General features: G+C 54.9%; 14 protein-coding genes. 3 read left to right on the top strand and 11 right to left on the bottom strand.

Features of this window, described 5'->3' with window-relative positions:
* Window positions 1-28: 28 nt before the first annotated feature.
* The 4 genes from glrR to purL all read right to left on the bottom strand — a co-directional run bounded on the left by glrR (window position 29) and on the right by purL (window position 8,046).
* Window positions 29-1,363 carry a two-component system response regulator GlrR gene (gene glrR, locus M4I31_RS06365; protein ID WP_304441077.1) on the bottom strand — a complete coding sequence of 445 codons (1,335 nt, stop codon included), beginning with the start codon at window positions 1,361-1,363 and terminating at the stop codon, window positions 29-31.
* Window positions 1,363-2,106: a two-component system QseEF-associated lipoprotein QseG gene (gene qseG, locus M4I31_RS06360; RefSeq protein WP_085049306.1), complete on the bottom strand. Its 744-nt coding sequence runs from the start codon at window positions 2,104-2,106 to the stop codon at window positions 1,363-1,365. Before qseG ends, glrR begins: the two co-directional genes overlap by 1 nt.
* A 22-nt stretch (window positions 2,107-2,128) precedes the next feature.
* Window positions 2,129-3,559 carry a two component system sensor histidine kinase QseE/GlrK gene (qseE, locus tag M4I31_RS06355; RefSeq protein ID WP_123261017.1) on the bottom strand — a complete coding sequence of 477 codons (1,431 nt, stop codon included), beginning with the start codon at window positions 3,557-3,559 and terminating at the stop codon, window positions 2,129-2,131.
* Between the two features lie 599 nt (window positions 3,560-4,158).
* Entirely contained in the window at window positions 4,159-8,046 is a 3,888-nt protein-coding gene (gene purL, locus M4I31_RS06350; protein ID WP_085049304.1) for a phosphoribosylformylglycinamidine synthase, read from the bottom strand.
* Window positions 8,047-8,303: 257 nt separating this feature from the next.
* On the opposite strand from purL, the gene mltF reads away from it, so the two are divergent.
* Window positions 8,304-9,854, top strand: a complete 1,551-nt coding sequence (gene mltF, locus M4I31_RS06345) for a membrane-bound lytic murein transglycosylase MltF (protein WP_085049302.1) — start codon at window positions 8,304-8,306, stop codon at window positions 9,852-9,854.
* A gap of 40 nt (window positions 9,855-9,894) precedes the next feature.
* On the opposite strand, the gene tadA is transcribed toward mltF, so the two are convergent.
* Genes tadA through murQ form a run of 4 tightly spaced genes read right to left on the bottom strand, consistent with a single transcriptional unit; the run spans window position 9,895 to window position 13,356 of the window.
* Entirely contained in the window at window positions 9,895-10,392 is a 498-nt protein-coding gene (gene tadA / locus M4I31_RS06340) for a tRNA adenosine(34) deaminase TadA (protein WP_038642688.1), read from the bottom strand.
* A 57-nt stretch (window positions 10,393-10,449) separates the two neighbouring features.
* Entirely contained in the window at window positions 10,450-11,085 is a 636-nt protein-coding gene (gene yfhb / locus M4I31_RS06335; protein WP_038642689.1) for a phosphatidylglycerophosphatase C, read from the bottom strand.
* Window positions 11,086-11,088: 3 nt separating this feature from the next.
* Window positions 11,089-12,453 (bottom strand): PTS transporter subunit EIIC, encoded by a 1,365-nt coding sequence (locus tag M4I31_RS06330; RefSeq protein WP_085049301.1) that lies wholly within the window; start codon window positions 12,451-12,453, stop codon window positions 11,089-11,091.
* A gap of 9 nt (window positions 12,454-12,462) precedes the next feature.
* Window positions 12,463-13,356 (bottom strand): N-acetylmuramic acid 6-phosphate etherase, encoded by an 894-nt coding sequence (gene murQ / locus M4I31_RS06325; RefSeq protein ID WP_085049329.1) that lies wholly within the window; start codon window positions 13,354-13,356, stop codon window positions 12,463-12,465.
* A gap of 117 nt (window positions 13,357-13,473) precedes the next feature.
* On the opposite strand from murQ, the gene M4I31_RS06320 reads away from it, so the two are divergent.
* Window positions 13,474-14,322 (top strand): MurR/RpiR family transcriptional regulator, encoded by an 849-nt coding sequence (locus tag M4I31_RS06320; protein WP_085049300.1) that lies wholly within the window; start codon window positions 13,474-13,476, stop codon window positions 14,320-14,322.
* Between the two features lie 55 nt (window positions 14,323-14,377).
* Entirely contained in the window at window positions 14,378-14,638 is a 261-nt protein-coding gene (locus M4I31_RS06315) for a YfhL family 4Fe-4S dicluster ferredoxin (RefSeq protein ID WP_038642696.1), read from the top strand.
* Here the strand turns inward: M4I31_RS06315 and acpS are convergent.
* Genes acpS through recO form a run of 3 tightly spaced genes read right to left on the bottom strand, consistent with a single transcriptional unit; the run spans window position 14,635 to window position 16,486 of the window.
* Window positions 14,635-15,015, bottom strand: a complete 381-nt coding sequence (acpS, locus tag M4I31_RS06310) for a holo-ACP synthase (RefSeq protein ID WP_038642698.1) — start codon at window positions 15,013-15,015, stop codon at window positions 14,635-14,637. The genes M4I31_RS06315 and acpS overlap by 4 nt on opposite strands.
* A complete protein-coding gene (gene pdxJ, locus M4I31_RS06305; RefSeq protein WP_003838383.1) occupies window positions 15,015-15,746 on the bottom strand; it encodes a pyridoxine 5'-phosphate synthase in 732 nt (243 codons plus the stop codon). Before pdxJ ends, acpS begins: the two co-directional genes overlap by 1 nt.
* A gap of 11 nt (window positions 15,747-15,757) precedes the next feature.
* A complete protein-coding gene (recO, locus tag M4I31_RS06300) occupies window positions 15,758-16,486 on the bottom strand; it encodes a DNA repair protein RecO (protein ID WP_038642700.1) in 729 nt (242 codons plus the stop codon).
* Between the last annotated feature and the right edge of the window lie 3 nt (window positions 16,487-16,489).

The following is a 16,489-nucleotide window of genomic DNA, read 5'->3' as shown; positions in this document are numbered from 1 at the left end:
TCGAATAAAGCTAACATAATCCGCAGATTTATTCTTTGAAATCGTTTGCATCCAGCTCATGGCGAGAAAGCAACTTGTAGAACTCGGTGCGATTGCGCCCCGCCATTCGCGCCGCGTGGGTCACATTGCCTTTTGTGATTTGCAATAGTTTGCGCAGGTAGTTAAGTTCAAACTGATTGCGCGCTTCAACAAAAGTCGGCAGCGCGGTGTTCTCCCCTTCCAGGGCCTGCTCCACCAGCGCATCGCTGATAACCGGCGAAGAGGTCAAGGCCACGCACTGCTCAATCACGTTGACCAACTGGCGTACGTTGCCCGGCCAACTGGCGGTCATCAAACGCTTCATGGCATCGGTCGAGAAGGCACGCACGAAGGGTTTGTGCCGTTCAGCAGACTGTCGCAGCAGGTGGTTTGCCAGCAGCGGAATATCTTCCGTACGCTCGGCAAGCGCTGGGATCTTCAGACTAACCACGTTGAGGCGATAGTACAAATCTTCACGGAACTCGCCCCGCGCCATCGCTTTAGGCAGGTCGCGGTGGGTAGCCGATATAATGCGCACATCAATGTCTATATCGCGGTTACTGCCCAGCGGCCTGACCTTGCGTTCCTGTAAAACGCGCAGCAATTTGACCTGTAACGGCGCGGGCATATCGCCAATCTCATCAAGGAACAGCGTCCCGCCTTCCGCCGCCTGAAACAGGCCCTCGCGATTGCTTACCGCACCGGTAAAGGCGCCGCGCGCATGACCAAACAGTTCGGATTCCAGCAGCTGTTCCGGTAACGCGCCGCAGTTAATAGCAATGAATGGCTTGTGGCTGCGCGGGCTGGCGTTATGAATCGCCTGGGCAAACACCTCTTTCCCGGTTCCGCTTTGACCGTTAATCAATACGCTCACATCCGATTGCGCTACCATCCGCGCCTGTTCTAACAGACGCAGCATCAGCGGGCTGCGGGTGACGATAGACTCACGCCAGCTGTCATCAGTGGCTGGCGCAGACTGTTCCAATGCGCCATCAATCGCGTGGTATAACGCGTCTTTATCGACCGGCTTGGTGAGAAAACTGAATACCCCTTGCTGCGTCGCGGCAACGGCGTCAGGGATGGAACCGTGAGCAGTGAGGATGATAACCGGCATTCCAGGTTGTACTTTCTGAATTTCAGTAAACAGCTGCATGCCGTCCATTTCATCCATACGCAGATCGCTGATAACCAGATCCACTTTTTCGCGGTTCAGCACCCGTAACCCTTCCTGCCCACTTTCGGCGGTTACAACGCTGTAACCTTCGCTGGTCAGTCGCATACCGAGCAATTTCAACAGGCCCGGATCGTCATCCACCAGCAGCAGATGTGCGGGCTTACGGCTTATCATGGTGTGACCTCATCGGCAGATGGCGCAGTGCCATCCTCGTTATCAGGCGTGGTGAGTTTATCATTCCCGTGCGGCGCGTCAGGATTGTAGCTGCCGGCAGGTTTGCGCGTGGAAAGCTGACGTTCTATATCGGTCAGATTCTCCAGCTTACGGGTTGTGAGATCGAGCTGGGACTGCAAATGCTGCTGCTGTTGACGCAGCGTGTCCAGATCGCTGTCCGATGTTTGCTGGAGTTTACTGTAGCGCATACGCTCTTCGGCAAGCTGCAGTTGTAGCGTTTGGCTGCTGAGCCAGACCTGATACAGCGGTCTGACTTGCGGCGGAATTTGCGGACTTAATACCTCGAGGCGCGTAACAGCCTCCCGCCTTTCAGGTGGCGTAATGTTAGCGTTATCAAGCAGAATCCCGCGTCTGAAAGCCCCCTGCCAGGTATCTGGCATCATCATACTGGCTTCACTGCGCGCCTGTACCGGCATCAGGCGATTGGCGCAATCCATAGCCCGCAGCCAGTACAGTGGGTTTGTCTCTGTAGGCTGGCTCGTCAGGGACCAGATATCCGTACACTCGGTTGCAAGATAGTCCGCCAGTTGGTAAGGCGGAATTTTCTCCTGAGAGGGGTCGCCAGTAACATGATTCACCGCGTTCGGCACGCACCCGGCCAGCGCCAGACACGGCAGGCTCATAAGCAAGACTCGACGGAAAAAATGTCGTTTAAGCATTCGGAAAACAACGTGTGGCATACTCACCAGACTTAGGTTTATTTTAGTGATTTTTTGCAGCAGATAGGGGCAATTCTATGCGAAAACAAACGCTTTGCGCATGGTCATCAACCAGATACAGTTTGCCTCGCATACGGCGGATGCAATCTCTGGCAATGCTCAGCCCCAACCCGCTTCCTTTTACCGCCCCTTTTCGCTGATGGCTACCCTGGAAAAAAGGCTCGAAGATCATGGTCTGTTCTGCTTCTGGAATCGGTGTGCCTGTATTCGTTATATCGATGTATACCGTTGAGCCATGCAAACTGCTGCGAATCCAAATGTTACCGGATTCAGCGCCATAGTGCACCGCATTGGAATAAAGATTGTCCAGCACGCTCATCAACAGCATCGGTTCCGCCAGGCAGGTGTTCGCCTCAAGCGCTACCTCAGTATGTATCATTTTGCCGCGAGCAGGCAGGCTATGTGCAGAAACAACGCTTTCAACCAGCGGCGCGATGTCCACACTCTCAAGCTCAACCTCGTCATCCGCCAGTTTGCGGTTGTAATCAAGAAGTTGCTCAATCAGCTTTTGCAGGTTACGGCTGCTGTCATCCAGAATACCGACCACCTCTTTTTGCTCCGGCGTAAGCGGTCCAACGACCTGATCGGCCAGCAACTCCGTCCCTTCGCGCATGCTCGCCAGCGGCGTTTTCAGCTCATGGGAAAGATGACGTAAAAACTGATGCCGTTGCGACTCAAGCCAGGAAAGACGTTCGCTCAACCAGATAATGCGCTGACCGACAGACCTCAGCTCACGCGGCCCGGTAAATAATACGCTGTCGCCCAGCGAGCGCCCTTCCCCCAGCCGATTGATCATCCTTTCTATGCCCTTCACCGGGCCGATAATCATACGAGTGAACAGCAGTACCATCGCCAGGCTGACGAGAAACAGCACCAGCGCCTGCCAGCCGAAGAACTGCCCACGTTCGGCAATTTCCTGCTGTAGCTGCTGGCCACGAGAAAAGACCACGGTGCGCGTCGCCTGTACCATCTCGGTATTGGCATTCGCGAACGCTTCCAGCCGGGCTGCCGCTACGCTATCTGGACCGCTGTTATTGCACTGTAATTGCGCGAGGTCGTTGAGATCCTGACGTAACGCCTGATAAAGCTTGGTATCCGGCAACACGCCCGCATGCGCATCCAGCATGTCGCTATAGCGCTTACGCTGACTCTGGTAGACCTTTGCCAACGTTGAGTCATCAAGCACACAATACTGCCGGTAGCTACGCTCCATCTCCAGCGCGGCGTTGGTCATCGCCTCACTGCGTCTGGCGTCAATCAGCGTGGTGCGGTTGGTCAGCGCCGCCTGCGCGCTCAAGGCATTCAGGCTTTGCCACGCCTGCCAGGCCAGAACTAACAACGGCAGCAGAATCAGCAAGAATGCCAACATAACCAATTGACGTAAAGATCGGGGGAAAACTGACCAGCGCTTCAAGGCGTTACTCTCAATGGACAGGAATAGCTTGATGCTAACTGAGGGGAACGCCAGATACAACAAAGCCGGGATTAACCCGGCTTTGTTGTGGAATAAGGCGGTGCCTAACTCGACGTTTCGCCCGGAGGTTGATATGAGCCATGCTAATATCAGATGTTGGACGGCAGGCACCTTGTTGTGCGTCATTCGAAGTTTATGTAGCGCTTCCCGAAGGGGCTGACATAAGAAGGTGAATGAGCCACTGGTTAATATTATGCAGCATCTGTGCCAATATTCAAAACACTTTGTTAACACAATGATAGATATGAAGAATATCGTTGTTCATGCAAAAAATGGTTCTGCCTGTTTTTTGCACTTTCTGTCGCCAATCAGCAACAGCTGTAGCACTCAAAAACAAAACCATTATAAATCATATAATTAAATGTCTCTTTTTGACGACATCGTCACCCCACCCATGTCGGGATTTCCCGACACTTTAATTTTGTGGCATAAGCACTGAGTTTATTGCCGGATGGCGGCGTAAACACCTTATCCGGCCTACAAAGAGACAGACAAAAAAAAAGCCCCTCGCAGGAGGGGCTTAATGGCTATCGGGCTAATTAACCGAGCTGTTTGCGCGCGTTGCGGAAAATACGCATCCACGGGCTGTCTTCGCCCCAGTTTTCCGGGTGCCAGGAGTTAGCCACGGTGCGGAACACACGTTCCGGGTGCGGCATCATAATGGTGACGCGACCATTTTCAGTGGTAACGGCAGTAATACCGTTCGGCGAACCGTTCGGGTTCGCCGGGTAGGTTTCGGTCACCTTACCGAAGTTATCAACGTAGCGCAGCGCCACCAGGCCTTTGCTCTCAAGCTGAGCCAAATGCGCGTCGTCACGCACTTCCACACGGCCTTCACCGTGAGAAACGGCAATCGGCATCATCGAACCAACCATGTCGGAGAGCAGTAAAGACGGGCTTTGCGTCACTTCGACCAGGCTGAAGCGGGCTTCAAAACGATCGGAGTGGTTACGCACAAAGCGCGGCCACAGGTCGCTTCCCGGGATCAGTTCACGCAGGTTAGACATCATCTGACAACCGTTACACACGCCCAGCGCCAGCGTTTGCGGGCGATGGAAGAAGGTTTCAAACTCATCACGGACGCGGTTGTTGAACAGAATCGACTTCGCCCAGCCCTCCCCGGCGCCGAGCACATCACCGTAAGAGAAGCCGCCACAGGCTACCAGCGCCTGGAAATTCCCCAGACCGATACGTCCGCCCAGCAGATCGCTCATGTGCACGTCGATAGCATCGAAGCCCGCACGATGGAAAGCGGCCGCCATCTCGACGTGGGAGTTAACGCCCTGCTCACGCAGTACAGCGACTTTAGGACGTGCGCCGGTGGCGATGTACGGGGCAGCAACATCTTCGTTGATATCGAACGTCAGTTTAACGTTGAGGCCAGGATCGGCGTCGTTGGTTTTAGCGTCGTGTTCCTGATCGGCGCACTCCGGGTTGTCGCGCAGACGCTGCATCTGCCAGGTGGTTTCTGCCCACCACATACGCAGGGTAGTACGGCTTTCGCTGAACACCGGCTGTCCGTTAGCGGAGAGAGTGAAGCGGTCGCCTTCCACGGCTTTGCCGAGGTAGTGTACGCAGTCTGCCAGGCCGTTGGCCGCCAGAATGGCTTCCACCGCGTCACGGTCAGCGGCGCAAACCTGGATCACCGCGCCCAGTTCTTCGTTAAACAGCGCTGCCAGACGATCGTCGCCCAGCGTGCTGATATCAGCCTCAATACCACAGTGCCCGGTGAAAGCCATTTCCGCCAGCGTCACCAGCAAGCCGCCGTCGGAGCGATCGTGGTAAGCCAGCAGCTTGCGCTGTGCGACCAGCGCCTGCATGGCCTCGTAGAAGCCTTTCAACTGCGCCACATCACGTACGTCGGCCGGTTTGTCGCCCAGTTGGCGGTAAACCTGCGCCAGCGCGGTCGCGCCGAGTGCGTTGTGGCTCAGACCAAGGTCAATTAACAGCAGGGCATTATCTTCAGTAGAGAGCTGCGGAGTAATGGTGTGGCGCACGTCTTCCACGCGGGCAAAAGCGGTGATCACCAGTGACAACGGCGAGGTCATTTCGCGCTGTTCGTTGCCTTCCTGCCAGCGGGTCTTCATCGACATGGAGTCTTTACCCACCGGAATGGTCAGGCCAAGCGCCGGACATAATTCTTCCCCGACGGCTTTTACCGCTTCGTATAACCCGGCATCTTCACCCGGGTGACCCGCAGCCGCCATCCAGTTTGCGGAGAGTTTAATGCGTTTGATGTCGCCAATCTGTGTTGCCGCAATGTTAGTCAGCGCTTCACCTACCGCCAGACGGGCAGAAGCTGCGAAGTCCAGCAGAGCGACTGGCGCACGTTCGCCGATAGACATCGCTTCACCATAGTAGCTATCAAGACTGGCGGTGGTCACCGCACAGTTAGCCACCGGGATCTGCCACGGCCCGACCATCTGGTCACGCGCCACCATACCGGTAACGGTACGGTCGCCGATGGTTACGAGGAAGGTTTTTTCCGCGACGGTCGGCAGATGCAGTACGCGGTTCACCGCATCGGCAATCGAGATTTCGCCACGATTCAGGGCATCACCCTTCGCTTTCAGCGTCTGCACGTCGCGGGTCATCTTCGGCGTTTTGCCCAGCAACACGTCCAGCGGCATATCGATCGGCTGGTTGTCGAAGTGGCTGTCGCTCAGGGTCAGATGCTGCTCTTCGGTGGCTTCGCCAATCACCGCGTACGGCGCGCGCTCACGCTTACACAGCTCGTCAAACAACGGCAACTGGTCAGCGGCCACCGCCAGCACGTAGCGCTCCTGGGATTCGTTACACCAGATTTCCAGCGGGCTCATACCCGGCTCGTCGCTCAGGATATCGCGCAACTGGAATTTACCGCCGCGACCGCCATCGCTTACCAGTTCCGGCATGGCGTTGGACAGACCGCCCGCGCCGACGTCGTGAATAAACAGAATCGGGTTGGCATCGCCCATCTGCCAGCAGCGGTCGATAACTTCCTGACAACGGCGTTCCATTTCCGGGTTATCGCGTTGTACGGAGGCGAAGTCGAGATCGGCATCAGACTGACCGGAAGCCATAGAGGATGCAGCGCCACCGCCGAGGCCGATGTTCATCGCCGGACCGCCGAGGACAATCAGCTTCGCGCCGACGACGATCTCGCCTTTCTGCACGTGATCGGCGCGGATGTTGCCGATCCCTCCCGCCAGCATGATCGGCTTGTGGTAGCCGCGCAGCTCTTCACCGTTGTGGCTGTTAACCTTCTCTTCGTAAGTTCGGAAGTAGCCGGTCAGCGCCGGGCGACCAAATTCATTATTAAACGCCGCGCCGCCTAATGGCCCTTCGGTCATGATATCCAGCGCGGTAACGATACGGTCCGGCTTACCAAAGTCTTCTTCCCATGGCTGTTCAAAGCCCGGAATACGCAGGTTGGAAACGGAGAAGCCCACCAGCCCGGCTTTCGGCTTCGCGCCGCGCCCGGTTGCGCCTTCATCACGAATTTCACCGCCGGATCCGGTTGCCGCGCCCGGCCACGGAGAGATGGCGGTCGGGTGGTTGTGAGTTTCTACCTTCATCAGGATATGGGCTGGCTCCTGATGGAAATCGTAGCGACCGGTTTTGTGGTCGGCAAAGTAGCGCCCCACTTCAGAACCTTCCATCACCGCGGCGTTGTCTTTATAGGCGGACAGCACGTGGTCCGGGGTGGTTTCAAAGGTATTTTTGATCATCTTAAACAGCGACTTCGGCTGCTGTTTACCGTCGATAACCCAGTCGGCGTTAAAAATCTTGTGGCGACAGTGCTCAGAGTTGGCCTGCGCGAACATGTACAGTTCGATGTCGTTCGGGTTGCGCCCCAGTTTGCTGAACGCGTCCTGCAGATAGTCGATTTCATCCTCCGCCAATGCCAGGCCGAGACGCACGTTGGCGTCAATCAGCGCCTGACGGCCCTCATCCAGCAGATCGACGCTGGAGACCGGCGCAGGCTGGTGATGCGCAAAGAGTTTTTCGGCATCGTTTAGCGCAGAGAAAACCGTTTCCATCATGCGGTCGTGCAGTACGTCGGCAACCTCCTGCCACTGCTCCGCAGTCAGCGTAGAAGCTTCTACATAGTAAGCAACGCCACGTTCCAGACGGCTAATCTGTTGTAGGCCGCAATTGTGGGCAATATCAGTCGCTTTAGAAGACCACGGGGAGATGGTGCCCGGACGAGGGGTGACCAGCAGCAATTTGCCCTCAGGAGCGTGGCTGTGAAGAGCAGGACCATATTTCAGCAGGCGTGCAAGCTGCGCGTGCTCATCTTTATTCAACGGTGCGTTCAGATCGGCAAAATGGACGTACTCGGCGTAAATATTGTGGACCTGGAGGTTGGCAGCCTGAAAACGTGCCAGCAGTTTGTTAATACGGAATGCAGACAGTGCAGGTGAACCACGCAGAATTTCCATCATAAGTCTCTCGTCTTCTAAGCTTTCGGTGTGCCCAAGTGGGGGAAACGGGCGGTATTATAAAGAATCTACCGCGCCGACGAAACCGTTTGCGTCGAAATAAAATCGCGGCCTCGTCTTATCATCAAATGCGGTCTGTTTTCTGAATAAGTTGCCAACTGACGCAAGTTTAAGCAAAATGCCGCTCATTAATGACGACTTCACTTCTTAAACAACACTACAGCAGGCAGAGACAACGTACGGTTCAGAGAATTAACTAATTGAAAAAATTAAAGATTAATTATCTGTTCATCGGCATATTAACGCTGTTGTTGGCAGCGGCCCTCTGGCCATCTATTCCCTGGTTCGGTAAAGCCGAAAATCGTATCGCCGCCATTCAGTCGCGGGGAGAACTGCGCGTCAGTACCATTGACTCGCCATTAACTTATGCGACCCTCAACGGCAAAAAATTCGGTCTGGATTATGAACTGGCCCAGGCGTTCGCCAACTATTTAGGCGTGAAATTAAAAATCACCGTGCGCCAGAACATCAGCCAGCTGTTTGACGACCTGGATAACGGTAATGCCGATCTGTTAGCCGCAGGTCTGGTGTATAACAGCGAGCGGGTGAAAAATTACCAGCCCGGCCCGACCTATTACTCGGTGTCACAACAGCTGGTGTATCGGGTTGGGCAATATCGCCCACGAACCCTGGCTAGCGTGAATGAAAATCAGTTGACTATCGCCCCGGGGCATGTGGTTGTTAACGATCTCCAGCAGCTAAAAGAGAAAAAATTTCCCGACCTGAGCTGGAAAGTGGATGACAAAAAGGGCACCACTGAACTACTTGATGATGTCATCGCCGGTAAGCTGGATTACACCATTGCCGATTCCGTCGCCATCAGCCTGTACCAACGCGTACACCCAGAGCTGGCCGTCGCGCTGGACGTCTCCGATGAACAGCCGGTGACCTGGTTTAGTCGTCTGGACGATGACAATACGCTGGCCGCTGCCCTGTTGGATTTCTTTAATTCCATGAACGAAGAGGGTTCCCTGGCAAGACTGGAAGAGAAATATCTTGGGCATGGCGATGATTTTGACTATGTCGACACCCGCACCTTTTTGCGCGCCGTAGACAGCGTGTTGCCAGACCTCAAGCCGCTGTTTGAGAAGTATGCGCAGGAAATAGACTGGCGACTGCTTGCCGCGATCTCTTATCAGGAGTCGCACTGGGACGCGCAGGCCACTTCTCCGACCGGCGTACGCGGACTGATGATGTTGACCAAAAATACCGCCCAGAGTCTCGGGCTGACTGACCGTACCGATGCCGAACAGAGCATCAGCGGCGGCGCGCGTTATTTGCAGGATATGATGAGTAAAGTGCCGGATACCGTCCCGGAAGGAGAACGGATCTGGTTTGCGCTTGCCGCCTACAATATGGGTTATGCGCATATGCTGGACGCGCGGGCGCTGACGGTCAAAACCAAAGGCAATCCGAATAGCTGGTCCGATGTAAAACAGCGTCTACCGCTGCTCAGCCAAAAGCCGTATTACAACAAGCTGACCTATGGCTATGCGCGTGGTCATGAAGCCTATGCCTATGTGGAAAATATCCGTAAATACCAGATAAGCCTGGTGGGATATCTGCAAGAAAAAGAAAAGCAGGCGCAGGAAACGCAGCAACTGGCGCAGGATTACCCGGCGGTGTCGCCCGCGGAGTTATTAGGTAAAGAGAAATTCCCGCTTTCCGCGTTTCTGTCTCAGACGTCGTCAAACTACCTGACGCACTCCCCTTCCCTGCTGTTTTCAGCGCAAAAGAAAGAGGAAAAGTAGTCTTATCGGCCTGATAAACATCAGGCAATCAGACCGGCATTTACGCATTGGCGGATTTTTTCAGGGCTTTAATTTCCTGACGACGCATACGAAAGAAATCGCTGAGCAGCGTGGCGCATTCATCCCGCAGGACTCCCTCTGTCACTTCAACCCGATGATTCATTCCAGGGTGATGTAGCACGTCAATTAATGAACCCGCCGCCCCCGTTTTCGCATCGCGCGCGCCAAAAACCACCCGGCCGATACGGCTGTGCACCATCGCGCCAGCGCACATCACGCACGGCTCCAGAGTGACGTACAACGTGGCATCCAACAGACGGTAATTTTGCAGCACCAGGCCGCCCTGACGCAGCGCCATAATTTCAGCGTGGGCCGTGGGATCATGGTGACCAATCGGCCGGTTCCAGCCTTCGCCAATGACGCGGTTATTATGCACTAATACTGCGCCCACCGGGACTTCACGCTCATCCCAGGCGCGCTTTGCCAGCGTTAAAGCATGACGCATCCAGTATTCGTGGCTAAATTCAACTTCAGACAAAGGGGGTAACTCCAGTAATCAAAGCGGGCGCATTATACACAGACGCTATCGTTTACTCTATTCGAGTTGTTGCAGTTCCCCACGCGGCGTGACGCGCCAGCGATGCTGGCAAAAAGAGAGCAGCGGGTTGTCCTGCTTACTGTCGCTATAACCACTATAAAGTTGCAGCGGCGCGCCAATCTGACGTTCCAGCTGTGTCACTTTCTCATGCCCCAGACAACGCAGAGGCAGCACCCAGCCACCGTATCCTCGCGCCATTTTACTGGCGATCAGATTGACGCGCGGTAGCCACGGTGTATCAAAGTAAACCTGCTCCACCAGCGACTGTGGGGAGCCGGTGATAAGCCAGATGTCGGCGTCAGAACTTAACAGATAAGTGGTCAGCCGCTGCTGTACGAGCGGAAACGCCGTCACGTTATCGCGAAACCAACGTACAAAATCGGCCTGGTGCGCTTTCAGACGCGCCTCGCTACGACCAAAAGTGCATCCCCACAACAGCAGGCTCATTGGCCAGCGGGCCGCGCGTCCTTTTATCAACAACGCCAGCGCAATCACCGGTAACAGAGGCAGCACAAGCAGCACGTTCAGCGGCTGACGACGCAGCAGATAACGTATAAAACTCCCGAACATATCCTGCTGATGTAACGTGCCATCCAAATCAAAAAAGACAACGCGGCGCTGGTGATTGGTCAAACTTTATTCCTCTGGATCGTTGAACCCCAATAGCCAGGTAAACAGAAACCCGGCAATAACTGCTACCAGATAGCCTAACAGATAGAACATCACTTTTCCGGCAACAATCGTTAATGCCAGCGGTAATCCTGAGATACCAAAGGTGATAACCGTCGCCACTTTCCAGTAGCTTATCAGCGCCCCGCCTACCGCTCCGCCAAGACAGGCACCGATAAACGGCTTACCCAACGGCAGCGTAACGCCAAAAATCAGCGGTTCGCCAATCCCCAACAATCCAACCGGCAACGCCCCTTTGATCACCTTTTTTAGTCGTGCGTTGCGGGTTTTCATCAGCACCGCAATCGCTGCACCGATTTGCCCAACTCCCGCCATTGCAAGGATTGGGAAGAGCGCGTTATAACCATGCGCCTGCACCAGTTCGACGTGGATAGGCACTAACCCCTGATGAAGTCCGGTGAGCACCAGCGGCAGGAAGGTTCCCGCCAGTATAGCGCCGACCAGAAAACCGCCGCGATCGATAGCCCAGGATGCGCCGTGAGCGATAGATTCGGAAATCCAACCGCCCAACGGTTGCAGCGCCACTATCGCAATAGCCCCGGTAATAATGGTGGTCAGCAGTGGGTTAAGGATCAGTTCCAGTGATTCCGGCAGCAGTTCACGGAATTTGCGTTCGATCCAGCACATCAACGCTACCACCAACAGCACGGCGATTACCCCGCCGCGCCCCGGCTGCAGCGTTTCGCCAAACAGGGTAATTTGCGCCAATTGCGGACTGGAGAGGATCCCCGCCATCACTCCGCCCATCGCCAGAGAACCGCCAAAGACTTTAGCGGTATTCACCCCGACCAGAATATTCATAATGGCAAACACGGCGCTGCCAAATATGCCCATCAGTCCAAGTAAATTCGGATAGTGGGTCGCAAAATCCCCGACGATATCCGGTCGCTTAAGGATGTTAATAATGCCGGTAATTAAACCGGAGGCGATAAACGCCGGAATAAGAGGGATAAAGACGTTCGCCAGCTTACGCAGCGCATCGCTCATCGGCGCTTTGTATTTCGCTTTAGCCGCTGACTTCGTGCGCTCGATATCATGCGCATCGGTGCGCTCGCCGCCATCGGCAATCAAGGCGCGCATAGCATCCACCACCCTGGCGGCTTTACCGGGACCGACGATGATCTGGTGCTGCGCGCCCTGCTTCACGTAGCCGCTGACGCCGGACAGTTGCTTGAGTCGGGATACATCGAGCTGAGCCTCATCCCGGACTTCCACCCTGACACGGGTCATACAGTTTTCCAGGCGCAGAATATTTTTCTCTCCGCCAACGCCCAGCAGAATGTCGCTGGCCAGCACCGCCGTCTTATCCATATACACCTCTTAGTGTTCTAACGCCGCGCGTAAAAAACCCTGGTGAGCGGCAAGCTTTTCGCGGGCGGCAGCGGCGTCCAGGCCGGTGAGCGCCATTAAAATGGCGGGTTTAACCTCAAAGTCAGTCTGCTTTAACAGCGCTTGCGCCTGCTCACGCGCAATGCCAGTGGCCTCAACCACCATGCGACACGCCCGATCGACCAGTTTGACGTTGGTTGCCTGCATATCCACCATCAGGTTCTGATACACCTTGCCAAACTTCACCATCGCACCGGTGGAGATCATATTGAGCACCAGTTTTTGCGCAGTGCCGGATTTCAGTCGTGTTGACCCCGTCAGGGCCTCCGGCCCTACCACAGGGGAGATGGCAATATCCGCTTCATGAGCAATAGGAGAGTCCGGATTGCAGGAAATCGCCACCGTTGTACAGCCTACCGTCCTGGCATATTTCAGCCCACCAATCACATACGGCGTACGACCTGAAGCCGCCAGACCAACCACCAGATCCTCTGGGGTAAGGTTGAGCGTACGCAGATCGTCTTCACCTAACTGCGGGTTATCTTCCGCGCCTTCAACCGCCTTCAGCAACGCGCCCGGTCCTCCGGCTATCAGGCCAACCACCAGACCGTGCGGTACGCCGAAAGTCGGTGGGCATTCAGAGGCATCCAGCACGCCAAGACGCCCGCTGGTACCCGCGCCCATGTATATAATGCGTCCGCCCGCTTTAAGCGCATCAGCCGCCGCATCGACCGCTCGCGCAACTTCAGGAAGAGTGGCTTTTACTGCTTGTGCTACCAGCGTATCCTGTTGATTAAAACGATGAACCAACTCCAGCGTGGAGAGCGCATCAAGATCCATGGTCTGAGGGTTACGGGTTTCTGAAACTAATGCACCGAGATTCATTTTTTGGTCCTTAGGAATTTTTAATTCATAATAATCTGTCATAATGGAATATTATATTCATCCAGGCGAGGGAAATTTTGTTTTGTAATCGCCATCACGTTTTCGCCAGGAGACAGCATGAACTGTTTAATTCGCATTCGTCAGCGTTACCCGGATCTCGCGCAAAGCGATAAAAAACTTGCGGATTATCTCCTTGCTCAACCAGATACCGCGCGTCATCTCAGCTCACAGCAGTTAGCCTTCGAAGCGGGCGTCAGCCAGTCCAGCGTGGTGAAGTTCGCGCAAAAATTGGGCTTTAAAGGTTTTCCGGCACTGAAACTGGCGATTAGCGAAGCGCTGGCCAGTAATCCCAACCCCCATTCTGTCCCGGTGCATAACCAGATTCGGGGTGATGACCCGATGCGTCTGGTGGGCGAAAAGCTGATTCAGGAGAACGTGGCGGCGATGCATGCAACGCTGGATATTAACAGCGAAGAAAAACTGTTGGAGAGCGTCACGATGTTGCGCTCTGCCCGACGTATTATTCTGACCGGTATTGGCGCATCGGGTCTGGTCGCGCAGAACTTTGCCTGGAAGCTGTTGAAGATAGGTTTTAACGCGGTAGTCGAACGTGATATGCACGCCCTGCTGGCGACGGTGCAGGCGCTTTCACCAGGCGATTTGTTGCTGGCTATTTCGTACACCGGTGAGCGCCGCGAACTTAATCTGGCGGCAGATGAAACGCTGCGTACCGGGGCCAAAATTCTCGCCATCACCGGATTTACGCCCAATGCCCTGCAGCAACGTGCAAGTCATTGTCTGTATACGATTGCCGAGGAACAGGCTACGCGCAGCGCCGCGATCTCCTCCACCCACGCGCAAATGATGCTCACCGATTTACTGTTTATGGCGCTGGTGCAGCAGGATCTGGAGCATGCCCCGGAACGCATTCGTCACAGCGAAGCGCTGGTAAAAAAACTGGTCTGAGCAAAGAATGCGCGTATAATGCCCGCCCGATTTGTGATGTTTTGAGAGTTTCCTGATGGCCCTGTTAATCACTAAAAAGTGTATCAATTGCGATATGTGCGAACCTGAATGCCCGAATGAGGCGATTTCGATGGGTGACAGCATTTACGAGATTAACAGCGACAAATGTACGGAATGCGTAGGCCATTACGACACGCCAACCTGCCAGAAGGTGTGCCCGATCCCCAATACTATTTTGAAAGATCCGGCACATTTAGAGAGTGAAGAGCAGTTGTGGGATAAATTCGTCCAGATGCATCACGCGGACAAAATCTAACTTTCAATAATCACCGTGGCGCAGGCGTAGTGACGTTCATCGGCCAGCGTCACATGCATATGGGCGACGCCGAGTTTTTCCGCCAGGTTTAACGCCTCCCCCCATAACCGCAGACGCGGCTTACCGAGCTCGTCGTTGAAAACCTCAAACTGGTTGAATGCCAGGCCGTTGCGGATACCCGTACCAAAGGCTTTTGCTGCCGCTTCTTTAACCGCAAAACGCTTCGCCAGAAAACGCACCGGCTGCTGATGCGTCTCCCAGATTGCCCATTCGTTGTCGCTGAGCACGCGTCTTGCCAGACGGTCACCGGAGCGGGAGATCACCGCTTCAATGCGGGCAATCTCCACGATATCCGTACCTAATCCCAAAATCGCCATTAGCCACGCGCTTCCAGCATCAGGCGTTTCATTTCTACTACCGCGTCTTTCAGACCGCTCATCACTGCGCGTCCGATAATGGCATGACCGATGTTCAGTTCGTGCATTTCAGGGATCCGCGCGATGGCTTTAACGTTGTGGTACGTCAGGCCGTGACCCGCATTCACCTTCAGGCCAAGGCTTGCGGCAAAGGTCGCTGCTTTGGCGATACGCGCCAGTTCGCTGGCCTGTTCCGCGTCAGTTTTCGCATCAGCGTAACAGCCGGTGTGAATTTCAATAAACGGCGCGCCAACTTCAGCAGCGGCTTTAATCTGTTCTTCGTCGGCATCGATGAACAGCGAAACCAGAATGCCAGCATCCGCCAGGCGTTTACAGGCGTCGCGCATTTTGTCGCGTTGACCGGCGACGTCCAGACCACCTTCGGTAGTAACTTCCTGACGTTTTTCCGGCACCAGGCAGCAAAAATGCGGCTTCGTCTCAACGGCAATGGCCAGCATCTCTTCGGTTACCGCCATTTCCAGATTCATACGGGTATCCAGCGTCTGGCGCAGAATACGCACGTCTCTGTCGGTAATATGGCGACGGTCTTCACGCAGATGTACGGTAATGCCGTCTGCGCCCGCCTGTTCAACGATAAACGCCGCCTGAACCGGGTCCGGGTATGCGGTGCCGCGTGCATTACGTAAAGTGGCAATGTGGTCAATGTTGACGCCTAACAGTAATTCAGCCATGACAATCCTCGTTAATCATTTTTAATTTTTACTGCGCGTTTTGGCATAAATTGCCGGAACAGTTCCCGGCTTTTTAACGGCTTACCACCAAGATACGGCTTTAACGCCATGCGGGTAAAGCGTTTCGCAGCGCGAAGCGTATCAGCATCCGGAAATTCACGCGACTCAAGCGCTTTCAGATGGCGTCCGGTAAAGGTGGCGTTATCAATCACTACACTTGCGATAAATCCTTTCTCTTCCCGATAGCGATAGGTCATGGTGTCATCTACCGGCTCACCGCTACCCGCGCAGTGGGTAAAATCCACGCCATAACCCAGATGACCGAGTAAAGCCAGTTCAAAGCGACGCAAGGCAGGCTCTGGCGAACCCGTCGCGCCTGCCAGCGCCTGAATACAGTTCAGGTAGTCGAAAAAGAGTTCAGAAAAGCGGGTCTCGTATTCAAGCACGCGTGAGATAAGCTCGTTGATATACAGACCGCTGTACAACGTAATACCGCTTAGAGGGAGTGCCAGAGAGACGGCTTCGGCGCTACGCAAGGTTTTGACCTCACCACGTCCACCAAAGCGAAGCAGTAACGGCGTAAAAGGCTGGAGGGCGCCTTTAAGATTGGAACGTTTGGAACGCGCGCCTTTGGCTACAAGGCGCACGCGGCCCGATTCTTCCGTGAAGACGTCCAGTACGAGGCTGGTTTCGCTCCACGGGCGGCTGTGCAGGACAAAAGCGCGTTGCCAGCCCTCCATCGG

Origin of the sequence: Citrobacter sp. XT1-2-2 (genome assembly GCF_023516235.1) — a bacterium.
GTDB lineage: Bacteria > Pseudomonadota > Gammaproteobacteria > Enterobacterales > Enterobacteriaceae > Citrobacter > Citrobacter werkmanii.
Note: the sequence above shows the minus strand (reverse complement) of the source record. Positions and strands in the feature narration are given on the sequence as shown.

Excerpts from the sequence above, each read along its gene's own strand:
- purL (WP_085049304.1), bottom strand. The coding sequence starts at position 8,046 with ATGATGGAAATTCTGCGTGGTTCACCTGCACTGTCTGCATTCCGTATT.
- M4I31_RS06315 (WP_038642696.1), top strand. The coding sequence starts at position 14,378 with ATGGCCCTGTTAATCACTAAAAAGTGTATCAATTGCGATATGTGCGAA.
- qseG (WP_085049306.1), bottom strand. The coding sequence starts at position 2,106 with ATGCCACACGTTGTTTTCCGAATGCTTAAACGACATTTTTTCCGTCGA.
- M4I31_RS06330 (WP_085049301.1), bottom strand. The coding sequence starts at position 12,453 with ATGGATAAGACGGCGGTGCTGGCCAGCGACATTCTGCTGGGCGTTGGC.
- M4I31_RS06320 (WP_085049300.1), top strand. The coding sequence starts at position 13,474 with ATGAACTGTTTAATTCGCATTCGTCAGCGTTACCCGGATCTCGCGCAA.
- recO (WP_038642700.1), bottom strand. The coding sequence starts at position 16,486 with ATGGAGGGCTGGCAACGCGCTTTTGTCCTGCACAGCCGCCCGTGGAGC.
- murQ (WP_085049329.1), bottom strand. The coding sequence starts at position 13,356 with ATGAATCTCGGTGCATTAGTTTCAGAAACCCGTAACCCTCAGACCATG.
- acpS (WP_038642698.1), bottom strand. The coding sequence starts at position 15,015 with ATGGCGATTTTGGGATTAGGTACGGATATCGTGGAGATTGCCCGCATT.
- pdxJ (WP_003838383.1), bottom strand. The coding sequence starts at position 15,746 with ATGGCTGAATTACTGTTAGGCGTCAACATTGACCACATTGCCACTTTA.